Source organism: Mycetocola tolaasinivorans (assembly GCF_003667565.1).
Lineage (GTDB): Bacteria > Actinomycetota > Actinomycetes > Actinomycetales > Microbacteriaceae > Mycetocola > Mycetocola tolaasinivorans.
Map to the genome: position 1 here is coordinate 331,901 of NZ_RCUX01000002.1, position 22,050 is coordinate 353,950.

Consider the following 22,050-nt stretch of genomic DNA (forward strand, 5'->3'; position numbering starts at 1 on the left):
GGTGTTCTCGTTTCAGAAGGCGATGGTGCCGTCGATAATCTTCGAGGTCACCTCGCCAAGCTCCGCCATGAGATCGGGTGAAACCTTCGAGCCAAAGCTGTGGAACGGCGCAATACCCACACCATCGTTTTCGAGTGTCCCGGTATACGGTTCGGCGTTGAACTTGCCGCTGTTCGACTCGGCGGCCACCTTCGCAACCGCCACGTTGACGCGCTTGATGACCGAGGTGAGGAAGAGGTCCCTGATCTCCGGGGCCGACTCGTAGGCATCGCTGTCGACACCGATCAGCGCGACGGACTTGCCCGAGTCGTGGATGGCCTCGGCCGCCGCCAGGAAGATCGGTCCGCCCACCGGCATGATGACGTCGGCACCCTGATCGATGATGCCGACCGCAGTGGTCTTTGCCTTCTCGTTGGCCTCAAAACCGCCCACGAAGGTTCCGTTCTGGGTGTCGCTCTCCCAACCGATGACGCGCACGGACTTTTGATGGGCCTCGTTGAAATAGCTCACACCCCGGGTGAAGCCCTCCATGAACTGGACGATGGGTGGAATCTGAATACCGCCGTAGGTGCCCACGATGCCCGCCTTGCTGTAGCTCGCGGCGGCGTATCCGGCGAGGAACGCGGCCTGTCGGGTGTCGAATACGAGGGACTTCACGTTGGGCTCAGACGAGGTCTCGTCCACGAGGGCAAAGTTCTGAGCGGGGGATTTTGCCGCCGCAGCGTTCACCGCGTCGGCGAGGGGGAAACCCACACCAACGATGATGTTGCAGCCCTGGCTCACGAGGGCGCTGACGTTTCCGTCGTAGTCTGCCTCGGTCTTTGACACGACCACGGTGGGCGGTGTTCCGGCGGTGCCGGCCACCTCCTTGAGGCCGGTAAACGCCGCCTGGTTAAACGCGCGATCATCGGGCCCGTTGATGTCGGTCACCATGCAGTTCTTGGCACCCGACCCCGCGGCCGGCGCCTCCGTGGGCGCCGCTCCGCAGCCCGCGAGCGTGGCGCTCATGAGGAGCGCAATACCGAAACTCGATTTTCGAACAACACTGTTCATTTCAACCGTCCTTTGTGTTTTGACGAGCAGGGGGGAGCATCGTCGTCATAATCTAATCGATTAGATTGGACGTTAATCTAATCGATTAGATTCGAGATAGCAAGCTCGCGCTTCGAGAGGATGGCGTCGCGGCGCATGTGGAGTGTCGAATCCTTCGAGTTCCGCTTAATCGTCGCGCTTACCGTGGCGCGGGGTGGTGAAGCGGGGGCAATCCGGCCGCCTCCCAGCCGCGCGAAACACGAAATTTACACGAGGATTTTAGTGTGGGGTTTGCCGTCAAAAATCCCCGTCGTTTCGCGGCAGGGGACGAAGGTTGCGGCTGACGAAACCTCCGAAGAGCGTTCCTTGCGAGGGGTTTTGTGGGTTCGATTGGTTGACGAGCCGCCGGGCGCATGGCACCATAAACCTACCAACCGACCGAATGGTTGGGAGGTCACTGCAGACCTCAACCACGGAACATCCCCCACACTCGTTCTGAAGGAGTTAGCGTGAGCGTTAACATCGACTCGGCCACCGCCGCCGGGAAAGGGCTTGCCCACGGCAAGCTGGGTCTGATCGCCTCGACCGTCATCGGCCTCGGTTCAACCGCCCCGCTGTACTCGCTCGCCGCGACCCTCGGATTCATCGTGATGGCCGCGGGGGCACAGGCGCCCATCGCGCTGATCGTCGCATTCGTCCCGATGTGCCTTACGGCCTTCGCCTACCGCGAGCTCAACACCGCGGTGCCCGACGCCGGAACCGCCTTCACCTGGGCCACCAAGGCCTTCGGGCCGCGCGCCGGATGGATGGCCGGATGGGGCGTCTTCGTGGCCGGCGTCATCGTGATGTCCAGCCAAACCGAGGTGGCTTCGAAGTACCTGCTGCTCATGATCGGTGACGGCTCCCTCGCCAAGAACCACGCCCTCGTGGTGGGCCTCGGCGCGCTCATCATCGTGGTGATGACCTGGGTGTCCTACCGCGCGGTTGAGGCCGGAGCCCTCACCCAAAACGTGCTGATGGCGCTGCAATACATCGCGATCATCGCGTTCTGCATCGGCCTGGCGCTGGCCATCGGCAACGGGGCCTTCGCCCACACCAACTTCTCGTGGGAGTGGTTCAACCCGTTCGCCGCGGACAACCCGGCTGGGTTCATCCAGGCCGTACTGCTCGCCATCTTCATCTACTGGGGTTGGGACACCTGCCTCTCCCTCGCCGAGGAGACCAAGAACCCGCGCACCACCCCGGGCCTCGCGGCCCTGCTCTCTACCGTGGTGCTGCTCATCACCTACATCGGCATGACCCTGCTGGCCATGATGCACGCCGGCGTTGGTACCACCGGCATCGGCCTCGCCAACCCCGACGGTGCCGAGGATGTCTTCTACGCCCTGCGCACCGACGCGCTCGGCGACTGGGGCTGGGTGCTCGTGTTCGCGGTGTTCGTCTCGGCACTCTCGACCTGCCAGACCACCATTCTGCCCACCGCCCGCGGCACCCTCGCGATGGGCGTCTACCGTGGCCTTCCCCGCGCGTTTGCGAAGATCACCCCGAAGTACTCCACCCCCGGCTTCTCCACCATCTTCATGGGCGTCGTCTCCATCGTGTTCTACGTCGGAATGTCCCTCCTCAGCGGCAACATCCTCGCCGACACCATCGAAAGCACCTCCCTCGCGGTGGCCATGTACTACACGATCACCTCGTTTGCCTGCATCTGGTTCTTCCGTCGCAACCTCTTCGACAGCGGTCGCAACCTCGTCTTCCGGCTCGTGCTTCCGCTCATCGGCGGGCTGATGATGGCCGCGGTGTTCATCATCTCGGCGGTCAACATGTTCGACCCGAACTACGGCGAAACCCAGCTCCTTGGCACCAGCGGCACGTTCGTGATGGGTGTCGGATCGCTGCTCCTGGGCCTCGTCGTGATGGCCGTCTGGTCGCGCTTCCCTGGGGCGAAGGAGTTCTTCACCGGAAGGTCGCTCAACCGCGAAACCCCGGTTATGGTTCCCGAATCCTGAACCGCCCACGCTATTCCGCCCCGGTTTTCCGAACAACTCGTTTTCTCAATACCCAGATTTCCCAGTAGCAAGATTTCCCAACAGAAAGAAGAATCATGCACATCCTGATCATCGGCGCCGGCGGCGTCGGCAGTGCAGCCGCTCGGATCGCAACCCGTCGTCCCTTCTTCGAGAAGCTGACCCTGGCCGACTACGACCCCGCGCGCCCGGAAGCCCTCGTCGCCGAGATCGGTGACCCACGCTACGCCGCCGCCCAGGTGGACGCCTCGAGCGCCGACGCCGTCGAGGCCCTGATCCGCGAGACCGGTGCCACCCACGTCCTGAACGCCGTGGATCCCCGCTTCGTGATGCCGATCTTCAACGGCGTGCGGGCGGCCGGTGTGACCTACCTCGACATGGCCATGAGCCTGTCGATCCGTCACCCCGAGGAGCCCTTCAGCAAGACCAACGTCAAGCTCGGTGACGACCAGTTCGCCGTGGCCGACGAGTGGAAGGAAGACGGCCAGCTCGCGCTCGTGGGCATCGGTGTCGAGCCCGGCCTCTCCGACGTCTTCGCCCGCTACGCCGCCGACGAACTCTTCGATGAGATCGACGAGCTCTCGGTGCGTGACGGTGCAAACCTGACCGTCGAGGGCTACGAGTTCGCTCCGTCGTTCTCCATCTGGACCACCATCGAGGAGTGCCTGAACCCGCCGATCCTGTGGGACGTAGACAAGGGTGGCTGGCACGCGGTGGAGCCCTTCTCCGACCCCATCACCTTCGAGTTCCCCGAGGGCATCGGCGAGGTCGAGTGCGTGAACGTGGAGCACGAAGAGGTACACCTCATGCCGCGCTGGATCGACGCCAAGAAGGTCGAGTTCAAGTACGGCCTCGGCAACGAGTTCATCGAGGTGCTGAAGACCCTGAACAAGCTCGGCCTCGACAGGACCGAACCGGTGACCGTGCGCGGCCAGCAGGTGTCCCCGCGCGACGTGGTGGCCGCCGTGCTGCCCGACCCCGCAACCCTGGGCCCGCTGATGAAGGGTAAGACCTGCGCCGGCGTGCTCGTGACCGGAACCCACAAGGACGGCACCAAGAAGTCGCTGTACCTGTACCACGTGGCAGACAACGAGGAGACCATGGCCCGCGATAACTCGCAGGCGGTGGTTTGGCAGACCGCGATCAACCCGGTTGTGGCCCTCGAACTCCTGGCCAACGGTACCTGGAACGGTGCCGGCGTGCTCGGCCCCGAGGCCTTCGACGCCAAGCCGTTCCTCGAGCTCCTGGCCGCCGCCGAGCCGCAGGGCTACGGATCGGCCTGGGGAATCGTCGAGCGCTAACCGCTCCGACTCCACCCCATAAACACCGGGGATGCGCGTGCACGCCCGCCGCGCATCCCCGGGAACGTCCGGTTAGGGTATGGCCGGCGTTTGGCGCTCGTTACGGTGAGGGTTCCCGTCGAGCGGATGCGGTGTGCGTGATTCTGTCCGATCACGCACACCGCATCGTGTCATGCACGGACTCATGCACGACCGACCGGTTGGATGTGCCAGACTGGAAACCTCATGGAGCAGAGCAAACCGGATCAGATCATTGAGGCCTACGTTGACCTCCTCGTGGTGCAGGGCGTGCGCTCGGCCAGCATCGACGCGATCGCCAAGCGTAGCGGACTTTCGAAGGCCGGCCTGCTGCACCACTTCCGTTCACGTGAGGCCATGGACAGCGAGATCCTGAGCCGCCTGCACGTGCTCGTCACCGAGGATGCCGCGGCCATGCGGGTCGCTCCCGAGGGTGCCGCGCGCTACTACGTGGGCACCTCACTGGAGTACTCATCGCCGCTGGAACGCCTCGTGGTGGCCGCCACTCGCCTCGGCCAGGCGGGCAACAACGACGCCTGGGTAACCCTGCGCTGGGCCCGGGACCGCTGGTTCGAGGTGCTGGTCGAAGCCCTCGGCGACGACACCCTGGCGCGCCTCGTCCTGCTGGCCGGAGACGGTATCGCCTACCATACGGACATCATCGGGGAGGAGAGTGATCCCTTCCTCGCCGAGGATTCGATCGCCGCGGTGGCCGACCTGATCGGCACGCTCGGCAAGCCCGCCGTCTCTTAGCTGAGCCGCGCTTTCACTAGCGCAGAAGCCGTGCGTCACGGAAGCCCCCTTCAATGCAATGCCCCTCACGACCCGGGTCGTGAGGGGCATTGCATTGATGTGAGCTAGCCCGCGGGCAGCGCCCGGAGGCGGTCGAGGGTGTCCGGCCAGCCGGTCACCTCGACGACCCGTGCCCCCATGGCCGCGACCGCATGGTCGTTACCGCCGGGCTGCAACTGATCGCCGAAAAACAGCACGTCGGAGAGTTCAACACCGGTCGCCTCGAGCAGACGGGTCATCCCGTAGGCCTTGTCGCGGCCGCGGCGGGTGATGTCGATCGAGGTGGAGCCGCCGGCACGCACCTCGAGATCCGGCAGCCGTTCGGCCACGCGGGCACGCAGGGCTGCCTTCTTCTCACCGCTGGGATCCCAGCCGTACTTGGCCTCGACCGGGGCCTCCTGGCCGAGGGCCGAGAACGTGATCTGCGACTCGCGATCTTCCAGAACCTCGCCCCAGGCGCTCTCGGCCCACAGGCCGAGCTGCCGCGCGGACTCCTCGACCGCGCTCAGCGCACGTGTCTTTTCATCCTCACTCAGCGCTTCGACATAGCGACGCTCCCAGGCCCCCTGCGCGTAGCGGTAGTACTGGGTGCCGCAGGTGGGCATCAGGTGCAGGTTTTCAAGGTGCGTGGCACCTGCGTCCTCCAACGCCTCGATGATCTGGCTGCGGAACTGGCCGATCTGCCCGCCCGAAATCACCGCGAGCCGGGTGTGCGGCAGTAGCCGCGTAAACTCCCGCGCCATCTCATCGGGCAGCCGGGTCTTCGACGGTGCCAGGGTGTCATCCAGGTCAAACACCAGGAGTTCCGGCAGCGTCTCGGGACCGCTTATCGGCGTGCTCACGGAGCCGTGCGGCGCAGCTCAGCGACGCCGATCATCGAATCGGCCATGCCGTAAAACACGAAGTGTCGCTCGCCGATCTTCTCGATCGCGGTGGGGAAGACCACGTTGGCGACGGTTCCCGAGGTTTCCTCGGCGGTCTCCGGAACCAGCAGCGGCTCGGCCGTACGATTGAGCACCCGGGAGGGGTCCTCGGCATCCAGCAGCAGCGCCCCCGCGACATAGTGCACGTTGTCCTGCGGCACAAAGGCCCCGCCCACCACCGTTCCGGTGACGCCGTGGTACAGCACCAGCCAGCCCTCGGGCACGCGCAGCGGTGCCGGGCCCGCACCGATCTTGAGGGCCTCCCACTCAAACTCCGAACCCGCGACGAAGCGGTGGCCGGCGGGCCGGGTCAGCGCGCGGATGTCGCGCTCCACCTCGGCGAGCGGCACATAGGAGATCCAGACGCTCGCGCGATCATCGGTCGTGCCGGCGGGCAGCGGGGGTGCCTCCTCGGGGCGCACGAAGCTGAAGTCCCACATCGGGCGGTGCAGCATCGCGATGCTCGGCACGCCATCCGGCCCCGGAACGACCTCGGGGAAGAACAGCACGTCCTTGTTCGGGAACAGATTGAGATCGGTGTCCAGTGTGTCCTCGTAGGCGAACAGAATCGGGCCCAGTCGGGTCCAGCGCTCGCCATCACTCGATACGGCCAGGGCGGGGCGCGGCCCGGTCGGTCCGAACGCGACGTAGGTCATCACGTGGGTGCCGATCTGCGGGATGTGGGTGATCCGGGGATCCTCCACGCCGCCGTGATTGGTGCCGTGCTCCCAGCCGCGATCGGCCTCCAGCACGGGGGAGAGACGCTCCACATCAACCGGGACACCGGAGTCATCCAGGACGATGCGCGCCCGGCCAACCCGAGACACGTTGCCCGCCGAAACCAGGCGCGGGTAGAGGTACAGCTCGCCGTCGCTGCCCCAGGCGGTCGCGGGGTTCAGCACGCCCTCGGTCTCGAGCGGGTTGCCGGGTTCGGGGCGCATCAGCACGCCGAGACGATCCAGCACGTAGGGGATTTTCGGCGCGTTGGGCTGAGGAATTGTCATGGTGAAACTTTCTGAGAGTGTGCGCCGGAGGCGCGAGGTGTGGAGGCTAACCCTTGACGGCGCCGATGACGCCGCTAACCAGGTAGCGCTGAATGAAGATGTAGCCGATGATGAGGGGCGCGGCGACGATGAAGGTGGCGGCCGCGAGGAGTGGCCACTGATTCGAATACGTGCCCTTGAACGCGTAGAGACCGACCGTGACCGGGAACTTACTCGGGTCCGCCAGGAGCACGGTCGCGAGTATGATCTCGTTCCAGATCCACACCGCCTGCAGGATGAAGATCGTCGCCAGGGCGGGCTTGGCCAGCGGGAACACGAAGCTAAACAGGTAGCGCCAGTAGCCGACGCCATCCAGCGCCGCGGCCTCGTCGAGTTCAACCGGGATGGACTTCACGAATCCGCTGAACAGCAGCGGGCCGATCCCGACGCCCACACCCACCATCAGGATGTAGCCGAGCCGGTTGTCGTAGAGGCTCAGCCGGTAGAGCAACTGGAACTGGGTGATCAGGGCGTTGGGGAGGAATAGCACCACCACAAACAGGATCGACCACCACTTGCCGCCACGGATGTATCCGCGAGAGACGGGGAATGCCATCACCAGGGCGATGAACGTTCCGATGGCCGCGCCCACGCCCGTGTAGAGCACGCTGTTGAGGATGTAGGAGCCAAAGTTTCCCTGGTTCCAGGCGTCGAGGAAGTTGGCCCACTGCGGATCGCGGACGATCCCGACCGGATCCGCGATGAACTCCGCATTCGACTTCAGCGCGGTGTTGAGCAGGTAGGCCAGCGGAAACAGGAAGACCAGCAGGATCAGGGCGATCAGCAGGTAGGCGCCGATGCGCAGCTTCTTCCGGCGCCGAGGGGCCGGGGTGGTGGAGGCCGCGGCGTCGCGGCGGGTCAGGGTGGGGGCGCTCACAGTTTGGCCTCTCGTCGGCGCAGGAACCACAGCGCGATCAGGCTCACGGCACCCACCAGGACAAACTGCACCATCGAGATCGATGCCGCGTAGCCCTGTGACTGCGAGAGGGTGGTTCCCGATTTCCCACCGAAGCCCTGCACATAGACGAGCAGAGAGAGGACCTGGGTGGAGTGGTTATTGGGTCCGGTGAGGACGTAGGTGAGCTGGTAGCTCTGCAGCGCATTGACGATGCCCAGGAGCACGTTTGCCGTGATCGATGGGGCCAGCATCGGGATGGTCAGGAAGCGGAAACGCTGCCATCCGGATGCACCGTCGATGTTTGCGGCCTCGTGGAGTTCCTCGGGAATGGCCTGCAGTCCCGAGAGGAAGATCACCACGGAGACACCGAGGACCATCCAGATCTGCGCCACGATGACCAGCGCGAGGGCAATCTTGGGATCACCGAAGAATGCCGATTCGCCGCCAAACCAGGACAGCACCGAGGTGGCCGGGCCACCGCTCACGTTGAACAGCAGGGAGAAGACCAGGCCGGTCACCGTCACCCCCAGCACCGTGGGCATAAACACCACGGCCCGGTAGAAGTTGCGACCGCGCAGCGGCTTGTTCAGCAGGATCGCGATACCGAGGGCCAGCGCGATCTGGAAGATCGTACTGAAGAAGGCGAACACGATGGTGTTGCTCAGCGCGTTGGCGCTGTCGCTCCATTTGGCGGGGGAGAAGAAGTCGAGGTAGTTCTGAATACCCACCCAGTTCACGGGTAGATAGGGGAGCCCGCGGAGGTCGGTGAAGGACACCACGAGCACACCCACGGCCGGGACCAGCCCGAACAGGGCGAGCACCACGAGCCCGATGCCGAAGGTGAGCCGAACCGGGCCACGGCGGGGAAATGGGAAGGATTGAGACACGGATACGTCCTTGGATCTGGGTGGGAGACCCCGCGTGCTGCGGGGCCTCCCACGAGCGATCGGGCTCGAGGATCGAGCGATGTTGGCCGGCGAACCGACGGGTTAGAAGGCGGCCTTCCAGGCTGCCTGAGCGGACTGCGCGGCCTTGGCCGCGTCGCTCGAACCCAGCGGGCTGAGAGCCGGGTAGTTGAACGGATACACGGCGTCCTGACCGGCCTTGTTGTTGGCCACCCACAGGGTGTCCCAGGCGGGCTGGAACGTGGTGGTGTACTGCGCGATCGAGTCGAGGAATGGCGTCGCGGTGATGTCCGGCTGGGTCGGGGAGAAGCCCGACTTCTCCACGAAGGTGGTGTAGTTGCCCTTCTCGGAGAAGTACTCGAGCCAGGCGAGGGCCGCGGTCTTGTTCTTGGTGTTCGCGGCCACCGCGAGCTGTAGCTCGATCTTGCCGTTCAGAGCGGAGTTATCGGCGGCGTTGTCCGAGGCGGGGAACGGGAAGTAGCCGAGATCGAAGGCACCGTTGACGGCCTTCGAGATGGTCGGCTCATTCCAGGTGCCGTCCACGGTCATCGCGAACTTGCCCGCGGCAAAGGCGGCGGGAATCTCGTCATAACCGGTGCCCGCGAAGTTGGGCTGGGCGTTCTGGAAGACGGTCTCGGTCTTGTCGAGAACGCTCTGGGGGCCCGCATCGGTCAGCGCGGTGGTGTTCTTCCACAGCCCCTCGACCAGCTTCTGCTTGGCCTCGGCCGTGGGGTACTCACCGGCTACGGCACCGAGCATCGCGAGGCCGGCGGGCCAGGTGTCCTTGCCGCCGATGCCAAACGGAACATCCCCGGCACCCTTGATCGTGGAGATGACGTTTTCGAACTCACTCCACGTGGTCGGTACCGAGAGACCCAGCTTCGCAAACTCGGCCTTGTTGTAGTACACGCCGGTCGAGTAGCTGAGGCCGGTCGGGATCGCGAACTGCTTACCGTCCACCTCCTGCGCATCCAGAACGCTCGGGGTGTAGTTCGAGAGGAACTTTTCGTTGCCGATTTCCAGCAGGCCACCGGCGCGGGCCAGCAGCACATCGTCCGAGGTGGACTCCTTGGCGAAATCGGGCACCTCGGTGAAGCTCTTGACCACCACGATGTCGACGTTTCCCGCGGTCAGCCGGGAGGACTTGGCGGCCGGGTAGTTGTCGTTGGATACCGAGGAGAAGGTCAGCTTGACGTCCGGATACTTCTTTTCAAAGCCCTCGTTGATGGCCTTGAACGCGGCATCCGAAGCGTCCGCGCTGGAGACCAGGATCTGCAGGTCGCCGGTGGGCTTGCCATCGGATGAGGTGGGTGCAGTTCCGCTCGAGCACGCCGCGAGGAGCGCGACGGTTGCCAGGGCGGACACACCCACGAGGGTGCGGCGGATGGGCGTCGAGGCCCGCAACTTCCTTGTTGCCATGATGTGATACTCCTTGTGATTGCGCCCCGCGGGGCAAGGAACCTAACCGAAACGTTTCGGTAAACAAGGTTTAGCATGCCCGGGGCGGGCGGCGCAAGGAGAAACTTAGTTGGATGACGGAACCGGCCCGGTCGAGTGGCGGATCACCAGCTCGGCGGCGGGAACGTTCACATCGACGGTGGGTTCGCCATCAATTGCCTGCAGCAGGAGGCGTGCGGCCTCGAACCCAATCTGATTCGGGGATGTCTGAATCGTGGTCAGGGTGGGGCGCAGATACGAGCCCAACTGGATGCCGTCATAGCCGGCGACGGAGAGGTCACCGGGCACGTCGAAACCGTGATGCTGGGCCTGGGCGATAAAGCCCATCGCGCTGAGGTCGTTGGCGCAGATGACCGCGGTGGGGCGGGTGCGATTGGCCAACAGCGCGTTGGCGGCGGCGATCCCGCCCTCGTAGGTGAAGCCGCCGTCGACGACCGGACCCGGGGTGATTCCGCGCGCCGTCAGGCTCTCGCGCCAGGCGAGTTCGCGCTGGCGCGAGTGCACAAAGCGCGGGGGCCCGCCCACGAACGCAAAGTGGGTGTGGCCGAGCTCGGTGAGGTGCTCTACCAGGGCGTCGATGCCCGGGCGGTGATCCTGGCGCACGCTGGGAAGCGGGAAGGCGTCGTCGGCACCGATGCCGACGGCGGGGAGGCCGAGATCCTGAACCGTGGGAACGCGCGCGTCGTCAACCTCGAGCTCGTTGAGGAAGACGCCGTCGACGCGGCGGCCCGCGGCGAGCCGGCGATAGCGTTCGAGAATCTCGGACGCACCCGGGCTAGTCTGGAGGACGAGCGCGAAACCTCGCTCGTCGATGTACGACTCGATGCCGCCAATGAAGCCGCCGAAAAACGGGTCAAGCTCCAGGACATCGGGGTCTCGGTGCACCACGAGGCCCACCGAAAACGTTTTCTTACCCGCGAGGCTGCGCCCCCGCACCGACGGAACGAATCCCAGCTCCTCGGCCGCGGCAAGGATCTTCTCACGCGTCGCCTCAGAGACTCCGGGGCGCCCGTTGAGCGCGCTGGAAACCGAGCTGATCGCGACTCCTGACCGTGCGGCCACATCGTTAATCGTGACCCGATGGGCCATCCGAGTCCTCCTTCGCGTCGCGCATCCGCCGTGACACCGACGATTTGACTCTAAACCATTGTGGGCCCCTGTTTGGTGAGAATGGCAGCGCGCAGGGGGAAGTCGGGCCAAAACCTTGTTTCGGATCGCGGTCCCTGCTATCGTCCGTTAACCGAAACGTTTCGGTGGCGCACGTGGTCGTGCCGCCGCAGTATCCGAATAGCGAATCGATCCGGCCGACGCACCGCAGCGTCTCGCCCGTGAAGGAGCCCAATGAAGAGCATCCCCGCGCGTCTGGGGGTGGCCGCCCTCGGCCTCACCCTGGTTGCCAGCGCCCTCGCGCTGCCCGGCATCCCCGCCGAGGCAGTCCCCGGCACACCGCCGGACCCCGGTACCCTCTCGTCCGTCCCCACGCTCGACGAGCTGGCCGATCAGTCACCCACCCAGCAGCGGTGGCTCTCGGTCCCGCAGTCGCGGGTGGTCCTGAACCCCTACAACTTCGATGGCAGCGGAAGCGAGCTGGAACAAAACTCCGGCGCGGATCTCCCGCTCTCCACGGGATTCTACGCCCACGATACGGCGGTCCGTGCCGATCGCCTCATGCAGACATTCCTGAAGCCCGGGCCCGATGCGCAGCCCGACCCGGGCACCGATCCCGAACCGGAGGTCCCCGTCGGCTATCGCGCCGACTTTGGTGATGTCACGGCCCCGAACGGTGCCTGGACGCTCAAGCGACTGACCGCGGAGGCCCGCCCCGGCGGCGCCGTGGCCCTCACCACCTCCGCCAGCGGAGACTACTGGGGGAGCCTCGAACAGAGAATCACCCTCGACCTGCGCGAGCAGGCGACCCTGTCGGTGACCGTTCCCGAAACCAGCGGGAAGTGGGCGCTCAAGGTGGCTGCGCCAGGCGGGGATGACATCAAGCTCCACGCCGATGACATCACCGAAACCGGCGCCAAGACGTTTGATCTCACGGCCACAACCGGGTGGCGCGGAGTCACCACCTTCACCCTCAAGCTCTTCGCCGTAGGGGCAGCGGGTGCGCCGGCCACCACGGTGTTTGGTGCGGCCGAAATCGCCACTCAGGCCGGTAGCACACCGGGGCAGCCCACCGGGCTGACCGATGAGTTCACCGCGGAGTCGGTCACGGCCTGGTCGCACAATAGTGCGGGCACAACCCTGACCCCGGCCGCCGCCGGCGGTGCCACGCTCACCCTCCCCGGATCGGAATGGGGATACCGGGCCCGCGCTGTTTCCCTGAACGTGACGGAAAACCCCATCCTGACCCTCCGCGTCGCGGCCGGAAGCGGTGCCTGGGCGCTCAAGGTCAACCGCTCACTGACCGGGAACGACATCACGCTGCAACCGGACTCCACCGCCTCGGGAGAGCTCTCCTACGACCTCGCCGGGGTCACCGGCTGGAGCGGAAACACCGACTTCTACATCAAGCTGTTCCAGGTGGGCCGCGGCACCGCGGGCACCCACACCACCGTCGAGAAGCTGCAGATCCACCCCGGATCGGCGCTGCTCAAGACGGCCCGAAGCGCGAATCCGTCCTGGAACCCGACCGAGCTCGGCTATGCCGCGCGCTACAGCGGGTTCAGCGGAGAGGTCCGTACCCTCGATCGCTTCGACTCGGGTAACATCGACGCCTTCACCCGCACCGTGACCGGCAGCATCCCCGGGGCACAGCCGGTGGTAGCCGGAGCGCTTTCGGGCACCGGAAACTACGACGCGACCAGGCGAGTGCTGAGCGTTGAGGGTAGGGACGCAAGCCTCGCCATCGCCTTCCCTGCTCGGGCAGAAGTGCGCTTCTACGAGTCCGAATCCGCGCTGCGATTTGGCCGCCAGGGCACCGAAACACCCGATGCCGGTTCACAATACTGGGGTGCGACGCTGCCCGACAGCGGCAGCCACACCATCGGTGCCAGCTGGGCGATCCGGGATGCTCAGCACCCGGCCGCCGAGGTAGCCTCCGCCGCGGCGCTGGCCGCGATCTCCGGAGACGCCCCGGCGCGAGCCCACACCCACTGGAGCGACTTCTGGAATGACTACCTGGCACGCGTGCCGATGGTCGGCAACTTCGGAATCGAACGCGTGGCCACCGGCGGGATCACCCCGGAGCAGGTGCGCCACTTCTACCTGCAGGCCTGGGCTGGGCTGGAAATGAACGTCCTGCCCGCAACACCCGAAACCGGCAACTACTTTGCCCAGCTCGGTACCGGAAAGCCCTCGATGTGGATGAACGGTACCCCCGGCACCCGCAACGTGGCCAGTTGGGACTCCCTGTTGGGCATGCAGCAGCTCGTCCAGACCGACCCGGAAAACGCCTGGGCGTCGTTCCAGGGAATGATGGCCCTCATCAACGACCAGGTCGATCCGGACGCCTACGAGTACGGCGAGCTGGGCGGCGAATCGCTGCCCTCGCGCAAGGCACAGACCGCCTGGATCCTCTATCAGGCCACCGGCGACCGGCAGAAGCTCGAGAGCATCTATCAGGCGCTCAAGCTGCACCTCGCCTGGGAGAAGAACAACATGCGCTGGGTGCTGCACGGCCACAACTACCTGGATGAGCGCGATAGCGAGTTTGTGGCCTCGCTCATCTTCGACCTGCGGTTTGCCGCGCAGATCGCCACCGAGCTGGGCCACGCGGAGGATGCCGCCACCTGGAACGCCTGGCGTCCGGAACTGACGCGCAACTACGAGGAGTGGTTCTTCCCCACCACGGCGGACAAAAACGGCAAGACCTGGGCCACCGTGCAGAAGGTTTACCTCGACCCGACCCGCAGTGCTCCGCCGCAGGCGGACCAGGGCGAGGGCGGCCCCTACCGTAACGAACACGGACAGTGGGTCGACCCGGGCTGGTCGTTCTACACCACGACCGCGCTGGTCATGGAGGATCTCGCACCCGAGTACCGTGCCGGGGTGCGGGAGCGCTTCGAGGATGACTACAGCGAACACCGGCAGCTCGCGGGCCTCGGCAAGTTTGCGATCAAGGCACCGGATGCTCAGCTGATGGTTTACGGACTGCTGGATGGCGGGCGGGCCGCGGAGGCCGATGAGGCCGAGGTGATCATTCACTCGCTCACCCGCGATATGACCAGCTCGGGACTGTTTGCCGAGGTCTACTACGAGACCGGCGCGATCGGAAAGCCGGTGGGTGCGCGCGGCGTGCGCCCCTCACTGTTTGGCATTTCGAACCTAATCGACAATGTGTTCCTTGCAAACGGTGTGCGCACCGATTTGGGGACCCCCTCGTTTGTTCGGCTGGGGCACAGCACCGGTGGAGTGAGCGGAGTGAGCTGGATGGGCAAGCGCTTTGACGCGGTCATCACCGGAGAGAACATCGGGGTGTCCGGCCCGGCCGTCGCGGATCCGAGTATCTGCCCGGTGATTCCGGCACCGACCGGAAAGACCGTGGGGCTCGCCGCCTGCACCGGAACCCCGGTCCTGCCGCAGATCACCATTCGGGGAGAACGGGTTGTGCCGGGATCGCGTATCTCGGTGAGCGGCACGGGGTTCGCGGCCGGAGCGACGCTGACCCTGACCCTGCACTCCGATCCGGTCGAGTTGGGTACGGTGCCCGCGAGCGGCACGGGCACCTTCGAGACGGAGGTGCTGATTCCCACGGACACACCGGCGGGTGACCACACGCTGGTGGTCTCCGATGGAACCGGCGAGGCCCGTGCCGCGCTGGTTGTGGGGGAGAGCCCCGGACCGACGGCATCTCCCAGTACGGGAACATCGGAGGGGCCGACGTCGAGCCCGCACCCGAGTTCGAGTACCTCCACGGGCCCAACCGCGGGGCCCAGCCCGACCGGAACCGCGGGACCGACCGCCTCTGCGAACCCAACCGCCTCCGCGACACCAACCTCCTCTGCGAGCCCGGGGACGGGTGGCCCGTCCGCCTCGGTCACGAGCGCTCCCGAGGTTTCGCCCGGCACGGGAACCCCCACGCAGCCCGCACCCGGAAACGGGCCCGGCGATGGACTCGCCCACACCGGTGCCAGCCCGCTGGTGGTTGGGGGTGTGGCGATCCTGATGCTGCTCCTCGGGCTGGGCGTTCTGCGCCGACGCCGCAGCATCTAGTCACAACGGCGATGGCCGGTGAGAAACCAACGGGTTTCTCACCGGCCATCGCCGCGTCTTGTCGTGCTCTATACGCTCAGCGACTCACCCTCGGCCAGTGTGGTGAACGGCACACCGGTGAGGTCATCGTTGCCCAGCATGTAGCCGCTCATCTGGCGGCCCGGTTCGCTCAGGAGCAGGTCGTGGATCTGCACGCTCTGCTTCGGGGCTACCTCGCGCACGTAGTCGATGGCCTCACCGAGCTTGGCCCAGGGGCCGCTGGTGGGCACCAGCAGGGTGTCTACCGGCACGCCCGGCACCAGGTAGGCGTCACCCGGGTGGAAGACGGTTCCGTCGATGAGGAAGCCCACGTTGTCGATCTGCGGGATCAGGGCGTGGATCAGGGCGTGGGTTTCACCGAAAACTTCGATGCTGAAACCGGCGATGGTGCCGCTGAAGCCGGCCGCCACCGTGTGGATGTTTCCGCTGCCCTCGGGCAGCTGCGCGGTCACCTGGGCGGGGGCATAGATGGGGAGGTCGGGGCGGGTTTCCAGCGCTGCCAGAATCCGATCCTTATCGAAGTGATCACCGTGCTCGTGCGTGATCAGCACCGCATCGGCTCCCGCGAGAAGCTCGTCGATGTTGGTCGTGAACGTGCCCGGATCAATCAGCAGTTCGTGGCCGTCTTTCTCAAGCGTCACGGTTGCGTGGGCGTATTTGGTGAGTTCCATGGGATCCCTTTCATTCACTTATCGACCACACGATAACGCATGAAACTGAATGCGTACACCGCGTGTTTTTCAGGATGCCGCGGATAGCGCAAAGCGGTCGGTTTCCCGAGGGGAAACCGACCGCTTTGGAAGAGGAACCTAGTCCTGGGGCAGCGCCTGCAGGCGAGCCAGGGTGTCCGGCCAGCCGGTCACCTCGACGACCCTCGCACCCATGGCCGCGACCGCGTGGTCGTTGCCGCCGGGCTGCAGCTGATCGCCGTAGAAGAGGATGTCACCGAGCTCGAGGCCGGTGGCCTCGAGCAGGCGGTTCACACCGTAGGCCTTGTCGCGGCCGCGGCGGGTGATGTCAATCGAGGTCGAGCCACCGGCGCGCACCTCCAGATCGGGAAGCAGGGCCGCAACCTTTTCGCGCAGACGCTCCTTCTTTTCTCCCGAGGGGTCCCAGCCGTACTTGGCCTCGACCGGGGCCTCCTGGCCGAGGGCCGAGAAGGTGATCTGCGATTCGCGATCCTCGAGCACGTCGCCCCAGGTTTCCTCAGACCACAGCCCGAGTTCACGCGCGGAGGATTCAACGGCCGCGAGCGCGCGAGCCTTCTCATCATCACTCAGCGACTCGACGTAGCGGCGCTCCCAGGCACCCTCCGAGTAGCGGAAATACTGGGTGCCGCAGGTGGGCATCAGGTGCAGGTTTTCGAGGTGCGTGGCCCCCGCCGATTCCAGCGCCTCGATGACCTGGGTACGGAACTGGCCGATCTGGCCGCCGGAGATTACCGCGAGCTGGGTGCGCGGAAGCAGCTGGGCGAACACCCGCGCCATCTCGTCGGGCAGTCGCGTCTTGGACGGAGCAAGGGTGTCATCAAGGTCAAAGGCAAGCAGTACGGGGAGCGTGGTAATGGGCTCGGCGTTAGCTGGTTCGGTAGCGGCACTCACCTGAGAAACGGTAGCATGTTCGCCGCCTCGACATGGCCTCATGGCGGCAGAGGGAAGTACCCTGTCGCATTGTGAATGATCGACTGTCAGATTCTCGGCGATCAAGTCGGCTAGATGCAGTAGGGCGGGCCCAGCTCCACGGTTTCTCCATCGACCGTAACCGTGGCGAGCCCGCAGATGCGCGCATCCACATCGGGCTCGATCACCATGGTCGTGTAGAGCGACTGCAGGTCAAAGGCCGTGCGCTCCTGCGAGCGCGGAGAGTCCACATCGACCGCCGGATACACGCGCATCGATATCGAGTTACCCGCGGCCTTTCCGTCGTAACGGGTGACACGCCCCCACGCTGCCATACAGTTGTGCGAGTACATCATCTGAACCTGCATTGCGCCGTCCAGGTGCGTAGCACTGCCGGCGATAACGGCATCATTACGGCAGATGGTGCGCATCGGATCAACGCCGTCGGCATAGGGAAGGTATTCCGCGCCCTCGGTCGCATTGGCGCTCGCGCTCGCGCTGGCCGACGAGGTCGGGGCCGCGGCATCGGCGCTGGTGGGGCCCAGGGCGAGCGACCACACCAGGCTGGTCGCGACGACCGCCACCACGGCGGTGGCCGCCGCGGTCAGGAACAGGGTGAGCCGGGTGATCGGGCGTTTACCCGATTCCCCGGTACGCGCTTCGGCCGGCGCGAGCGCGTCGACGCCACCGAAGCGCGGGTCGAGCGCCGCGCGGCGAGCAACCCACGGTGCCGGATCCTGACCCAGCATCGTGAGGAGGCTCGAAACGGTGCGCTCGGTCGGGAGCTTTTTCCCGTTGAGCCCCTCGGACAGGACGGATTTCGACACCCCGGTGGCACGAGACATCGCCTCGAATGTGGGCTCACCCTGGGCAATGCGCAGCGCACGAAGATCCGCGGCAAAGGTGGCGAGCGAATCCTGGGGCGAGGCCTCTGGCTCCATGGGGCAATCTACTTCCAAATAGGGTTTCGGGTGGGTACCGCACCCGAATCATACCCGTCCCGGGCATCGGGGAAGTTCACTATTTCGACGTGTGATGGGGTGCCTCGGACTGAACCCGGGCACGCTCTGGCAGGCTGTACTCACCGGAGTGAAGGGATCACCAATGCGCGCAATCATCTCCTCCGAGGATGCCCCCTTCGGGCTGATCCTCGCTGAGACGGATCGGCCGCTGCCCGCACCCGACGAGGTCCTGGTGCGGGTGAGTGCGGCGAGCCTCAACTACGGCACGGTGGCGTATCGAGACCCCCGAGAAACGGGCAAAATCAAGGGAAGCGACGGTGCGGGGACGGTGATTGCCGCCGCCGCCAACGGGAGTGGACCCCGGGTGGGTGAGCGGATTTGCTTTGCAACCCCACACGGGAGTTTTGCCGAGATCTGCAGCGTTCCCGTCGCCTATGCGGCACCCATCCCCGCCGGGGTGAGCGATGCGGAGGCGGCCGCGCTTCCGGGTGCTGGCCTGACCGCGCTGCAGGCTGTTCGTCGCCTTGGGTCGGGTGACGGGCTTCGAAACCTACCCCGAACTGGGGTGAACGAATCCCTCATTTTGGGACACCAGCTGAGCGGAAAACGCGTGTTGGTTACGGGGGCTGCCGGTGGCGTGGGGGTCTTTGCGATTCAGCTGCTTGCGGCGGCGGGTGCCGAGGTGATCACCTGGGTTGGTCGGCCCGAGCGCGGTGAGGGCCTCGCTGACCTGGGGGCGAGCGTCGTGATCTCCTCGGCCGAACAGCTCGGGGACACCCGGGTTGACGCGGTTTTGGACACGGTGGGCGGTGCCGTACTGACCCGGGCGCTCTCGGCGCTTGCCGACTATGGTCTCGCGCTCAACATCGGATTCACCTCCGGAGAGCCCAGCGTGATCGATATCGAGGCGATCCGCCGCCTCGGACCGGGTCGCCGCCTCGAAGCCTTCGTCTGTACCGACGTGGGCTCGGCCTCGCTCTCCGAACTGCTCGAGCTCACGGCGCGCGGGCTGCTGCGCGTTCCGCTGGCACCGCTCACTCCGTGGACCCGCTATGCGGAGGCGGTGGACGACCTGCTCGGGCGGCGAGTGTGGGGAAAATCGGTGCTCCTGATTGATCCGGAAACCGCGGAGGAGACCCCCGCGAACAACTAGCATGGGGGAGTGAGCACACCTACCCTCGGGGCCGCCGCGTCCGGGAGACGGCGGGGCCAGCCCGCGGTGATCCGCCCGACGCCCCCGCAGGCGCGTCCGGAAGACATCGACTTCAGTATCGCCGGACAGGCCGAGGTAACGCCATATCCGATCGAGTGGGAACCGCACACCCACCCGATCCATGAGCTCCTGTGGGTACGTCGCGGCACGATGACCACCCGGATTGGCCGCGATCGATACACCCTGCCGGGCAACATCGGCATCTGGATTCCGGCCGGTATCGAGCACTCCGGCCGTGTCAGTGGGGGAGCGGAGTTCCAGGCGAGCTTCTTCAACCCCGAAATCAGTACCTTCAATCCCGCGACGCCGGTCTGCGTGGATATCACCCCGCTGCTGCACGAGCTCCTGGTGCACCTCGCCCAGGACGGCCTAAATCCCGGGCAGCGCGAGCGTGCCGAGGGGCTCGTCTTTGACCTCCTGGCTCCCACCGCTCGCCCGCTCAACCTCCTGATGCCCGAGGATCCGCGGCTGCGACCCATCGCCGCCGCGCTGATCGAGGACCCGGCGGACAGCCGAGGCATCGAGGACTGGGCCGACACCCTCGGGTGCAGTGCGCGCACCCTCGCGCGCGCGTTCGAGGCCGAGCTCGACCAGACCTTCGGTGCTTGGCGGCAGCAGGCCCGCGTGCACGCGGCGCTCGCGCTCCTGAGTGATGGTGCCACCGTGGCCGAGGCCGCGGCATCCGTGGGGTATCACAATCCGAGCGCGTTCATCGTGGTGTTCGATCGCATCATGGGCACGACCCCCGGGCGCTATCGCGGAGACGCAATCCGGCGCTGAGGCTGTCCCGCCCGTACCCGCGCCCTCGACCCTGGATGGCCGAGGGCTCGTCACCGCGGCCTATCCGCGCGGGCTCAGCACGATCCGCCCCGCAACGTCGCGGCTCTCCATCCGCTCGTGGGCGGTGATGGCCGCGGAGAACGGAAGCACCTCGATGCTGATCTGCCCCTGACTCGCGGCCACGACCTCACGCGCGGCCTCGAGTGCGGGGCGGATGAGGTGGGGATGCGTGGGAAGGTACGCACCGGAGTTGAATCCCGAGACGGTGACACTCCGCAGCCACAGCTGGTTGCTGTCGAGCTGGTGATCCCACGCCTCGCTGGCGTTGCCCGCGACGATCATGCGGCCGCCCGGGGTCAGCAGATCGAGACTCGCGGTGCGAAGCTCTCCGCCCACCGCATCGATGATGACGTCAAACCTCTCGTCGCCGAGTTCGCTGAGGAGGTGTGCGGAGTCGATGATCCGGTCATACGGTACCGCGGTCTCACGGGCTGCGTCGAGCTTTGATGCGCGCACCGTGCCGACGACGCGGGAGGCACCGAGGTGGCGAGCCATCGCCGGGAAGGCGGCGGCAAATCCGCCCAGCGCGCCGTGGACGAGGACTCGCTCACCCCCGCGCAGGTGAGCAACATCGGTCAGTGCGGCATGGGCCATTGCGGAATTGGGGAGCACGGAGACGGCGACGGCCGGGTCGATGTCGTAGCCCTCGATCGAGACCACCGAGGCTGCGGCCGCCACGTAGATTTCGGCGTATCCGCCGATACCGCCCGCCGACATCGACACCACCCGCTCGCCCACCCGAAGCCCGCTGACTCCGTCGCCCAGGGCGCGGACCGTGCCGGCCACTTCGAGGCCCGGAACAAACGGCGGCTGCGGCATTCCAGGAACGTCGCGGTAGAGCCCCTGACGCACGAAGATGTCGATGAGGCCCACGGCCGAGTGGGTGACATCGATGGTGATCTGCCCGGGGCCGGGGGTGGGGTCCGGCAGCTCGGTGAGCTGGAGAACGGATGGTGAGCCGAAGGCCGTGGCCTGAACTGCGTGCATGGTGGAGCCTCTCTGAGTTAACGCACCTTGTGATGCGTTAAGTACGATAACACATAATGCATCACCATGTGCGTTATGATCGGTTTATGGTTATTCAACGAGCGCGATCCAGTGACGCAAAGGCGCAGCGTGCCGATGATCTGCTCGATGCCGCCGAGGCGCTCGCGCTCGAACTCGGGGGCGTGCGCCACGTGACACTCGCGCCGGTGACCGAGCGGGCGGGCCTGCATCGCACGGCGGTGCGTCGATACTTCGAGAGCAAGGAAGAGCTACTTCTTGAGCTCGCCGAGCGCGGCTGGCGACAGTGGCGAGAGGGGGTTGATCGCGCCCTGGAGGGTCGCACGGGGCTCACCGCGCGCGAGGTGGCCGACGTGCTCACTGACACCCTCGCCGCGCTTCCGGTGTTTTGTGACTGCCTGACCCACGTGGCGCTGAGCCTCGAAGGAGACGTTTCGCTCGAGCGTGCGCGGATCTTCAAGCGCAATGCCTTCATCGAGCATGACGCGCTCGTGACGGCGCTCACCGAAGCGAGCGTCCTCTCGCGCGCGGTTGTCACCGCGCTCGTGCCCGCGGCCTCCGCGCTGGCCGCGAGCTTTTGGCAGATATCGCATCCGAGTCCGTCACTCGCGGAGCTCTACGTGCAGGAACCGCAGTGGGGTCACGTCGCCTATGACTTTGAGCCGAAGCTTCGGCTGCTCGTCGAATCCACGGCGATTGGCCTGATGCAGACCCTGCCCGAGTAGGCATCATTTCGGGCATGCGGGTGTCCGGTTTGCGGGATCAAGTGTCAGTCTTTGGTGATTGCGTCATAATTTCAGCCGATATAGCCTTGAAGT

18 protein-coding genes are annotated in these 22,050 nt (G+C 65.8%); 7 read left to right on the plus strand and 11 right to left on the minus strand.

The window, feature by feature from the left end; genetic code table 11:
• Positions 1-12: 12 nt before the first annotated feature.
• Positions 13-1,053: a BMP family lipoprotein gene (locus D9V32_RS03385; RefSeq protein ID WP_121647485.1), complete on the minus strand. Its 1,041-nt coding sequence runs from the start codon at positions 1,051-1,053 to the stop codon at positions 13-15.
• Positions 1,054-1,541: 488 nt separating this feature from the next.
• On the opposite strand from D9V32_RS03385, the gene D9V32_RS03390 reads away from it, so the two are divergent.
• From D9V32_RS03390 to D9V32_RS03400, 3 genes are all read left to right on the plus strand, one after another.
• Positions 1,542-3,041, plus strand: coding sequence for an APC family permease (locus tag D9V32_RS03390; protein ID WP_245981989.1), 1,500 nt, complete (start codon positions 1,542-1,544; stop codon positions 3,039-3,041).
• Between the two features lie 95 nt (positions 3,042-3,136).
• Positions 3,137-4,360 (plus strand): saccharopine dehydrogenase family protein, encoded by a 1,224-nt coding sequence (locus tag D9V32_RS03395; RefSeq protein WP_121647486.1) that lies wholly within the window; start codon positions 3,137-3,139, stop codon positions 4,358-4,360.
• A 225-nt stretch (positions 4,361-4,585) separates the two neighbouring features.
• The gene (locus tag D9V32_RS03400; RefSeq protein WP_183086160.1) at positions 4,586-5,131 is read left to right on the plus strand and encodes a TetR family transcriptional regulator; all 546 of its coding nucleotides are present in this window, start codon (positions 4,586-4,588) and stop codon (positions 5,129-5,131) included.
• Between the two features lie 104 nt (positions 5,132-5,235).
• On the opposite strand, the gene D9V32_RS03405 is transcribed toward D9V32_RS03400, so the two are convergent.
• From D9V32_RS03405 to D9V32_RS03430, 6 genes are all read right to left on the minus strand, one after another.
• On the minus strand, positions 5,236-6,012 hold the full coding sequence (locus D9V32_RS03405; RefSeq protein WP_245982000.1) for an HAD-IIB family hydrolase: 777 nt from the start codon (positions 6,010-6,012) through the stop codon (positions 5,236-5,238).
• The gene (locus D9V32_RS03410; RefSeq protein ID WP_220700642.1) at positions 6,009-7,097 is read right to left on the minus strand and encodes a glycoside hydrolase family 130 protein; all 1,089 of its coding nucleotides are present in this window, start codon (positions 7,095-7,097) and stop codon (positions 6,009-6,011) included. The genes D9V32_RS03405 and D9V32_RS03410 overlap by 4 nt, the downstream gene beginning before the upstream one ends.
• A 46-nt stretch (positions 7,098-7,143) precedes the next feature.
• A complete protein-coding gene (locus D9V32_RS03415; protein ID WP_121647488.1) occupies positions 7,144-8,013 on the minus strand; it encodes a carbohydrate ABC transporter permease in 870 nt (289 codons plus the stop codon).
• A complete protein-coding gene (locus D9V32_RS03420) occupies positions 8,010-8,921 on the minus strand; it encodes a carbohydrate ABC transporter permease (protein WP_121647489.1) in 912 nt (303 codons plus the stop codon). The genes D9V32_RS03415 and D9V32_RS03420 overlap by 4 nt, the downstream gene beginning before the upstream one ends.
• A gap of 102 nt (positions 8,922-9,023) precedes the next feature.
• Positions 9,024-10,358 (minus strand): ABC transporter substrate-binding protein, encoded by a 1,335-nt coding sequence (locus D9V32_RS03425; protein ID WP_121647490.1) that lies wholly within the window; start codon positions 10,356-10,358, stop codon positions 9,024-9,026.
• A gap of 105 nt (positions 10,359-10,463) precedes the next feature.
• Entirely contained in the window at positions 10,464-11,486 is a 1,023-nt protein-coding gene (locus tag D9V32_RS03430; protein WP_121647491.1) for a LacI family DNA-binding transcriptional regulator, read from the minus strand.
• A gap of 252 nt (positions 11,487-11,738) precedes the next feature.
• On the opposite strand from D9V32_RS03430, the gene D9V32_RS03435 reads away from it, so the two are divergent.
• A complete protein-coding gene (locus tag D9V32_RS03435; protein WP_121647492.1) occupies positions 11,739-15,554 on the plus strand; it encodes a hypothetical protein in 3,816 nt (1,271 codons plus the stop codon).
• A gap of 68 nt (positions 15,555-15,622) precedes the next feature.
• On the opposite strand, the gene D9V32_RS03440 is transcribed toward D9V32_RS03435, so the two are convergent.
• The 3 genes from D9V32_RS03440 to D9V32_RS03450 all read right to left on the minus strand — a co-directional run bounded on the left by D9V32_RS03440 (position 15,623) and on the right by D9V32_RS03450 (position 18,153).
• Positions 15,623-16,264, minus strand: coding sequence for an MBL fold metallo-hydrolase (locus tag D9V32_RS03440; RefSeq protein ID WP_121647493.1), 642 nt, complete (start codon positions 16,262-16,264; stop codon positions 15,623-15,625).
• 138 nt (positions 16,265-16,402) lie between these two features.
• Positions 16,403-17,194 (minus strand): HAD-IIB family hydrolase, encoded by a 792-nt coding sequence (locus D9V32_RS03445; protein ID WP_245982003.1) that lies wholly within the window; start codon positions 17,192-17,194, stop codon positions 16,403-16,405.
• Between the two features lie 110 nt (positions 17,195-17,304).
• On the minus strand, positions 17,305-18,153 hold the full coding sequence (locus tag D9V32_RS03450; RefSeq protein ID WP_121647495.1) for a helix-turn-helix domain-containing protein: 849 nt from the start codon (positions 18,151-18,153) through the stop codon (positions 17,305-17,307).
• 163 nt (positions 18,154-18,316) lie between these two features.
• On the opposite strand from D9V32_RS03450, the gene D9V32_RS03455 reads away from it, so the two are divergent.
• Complete coding sequence (locus tag D9V32_RS03455) at positions 18,317-19,327, plus strand: zinc-binding dehydrogenase (RefSeq protein WP_183086161.1); 1,011 nt, start codon at positions 18,317-18,319, stop codon at positions 19,325-19,327.
• A gap of 9 nt (positions 19,328-19,336) precedes the next feature.
• The gene (locus tag D9V32_RS03460; protein WP_121647497.1) at positions 19,337-20,167 is read left to right on the plus strand and encodes a helix-turn-helix transcriptional regulator; all 831 of its coding nucleotides are present in this window, start codon (positions 19,337-19,339) and stop codon (positions 20,165-20,167) included.
• Between the two features lie 60 nt (positions 20,168-20,227).
• On the opposite strand, the gene D9V32_RS03465 is transcribed toward D9V32_RS03460, so the two are convergent.
• Positions 20,228-21,214 (minus strand): quinone oxidoreductase family protein, encoded by a 987-nt coding sequence (locus tag D9V32_RS03465; protein ID WP_121647498.1) that lies wholly within the window; start codon positions 21,212-21,214, stop codon positions 20,228-20,230.
• Between the two features lie 86 nt (positions 21,215-21,300).
• Between D9V32_RS03465 and D9V32_RS03470 the strand changes: the two genes are divergently transcribed.
• The gene (locus tag D9V32_RS03470) at positions 21,301-21,957 is read left to right on the plus strand and encodes a TetR family transcriptional regulator (protein ID WP_121647564.1); all 657 of its coding nucleotides are present in this window, start codon (positions 21,301-21,303) and stop codon (positions 21,955-21,957) included.
• Positions 21,958-22,050 lie beyond the last annotated feature (93 nt).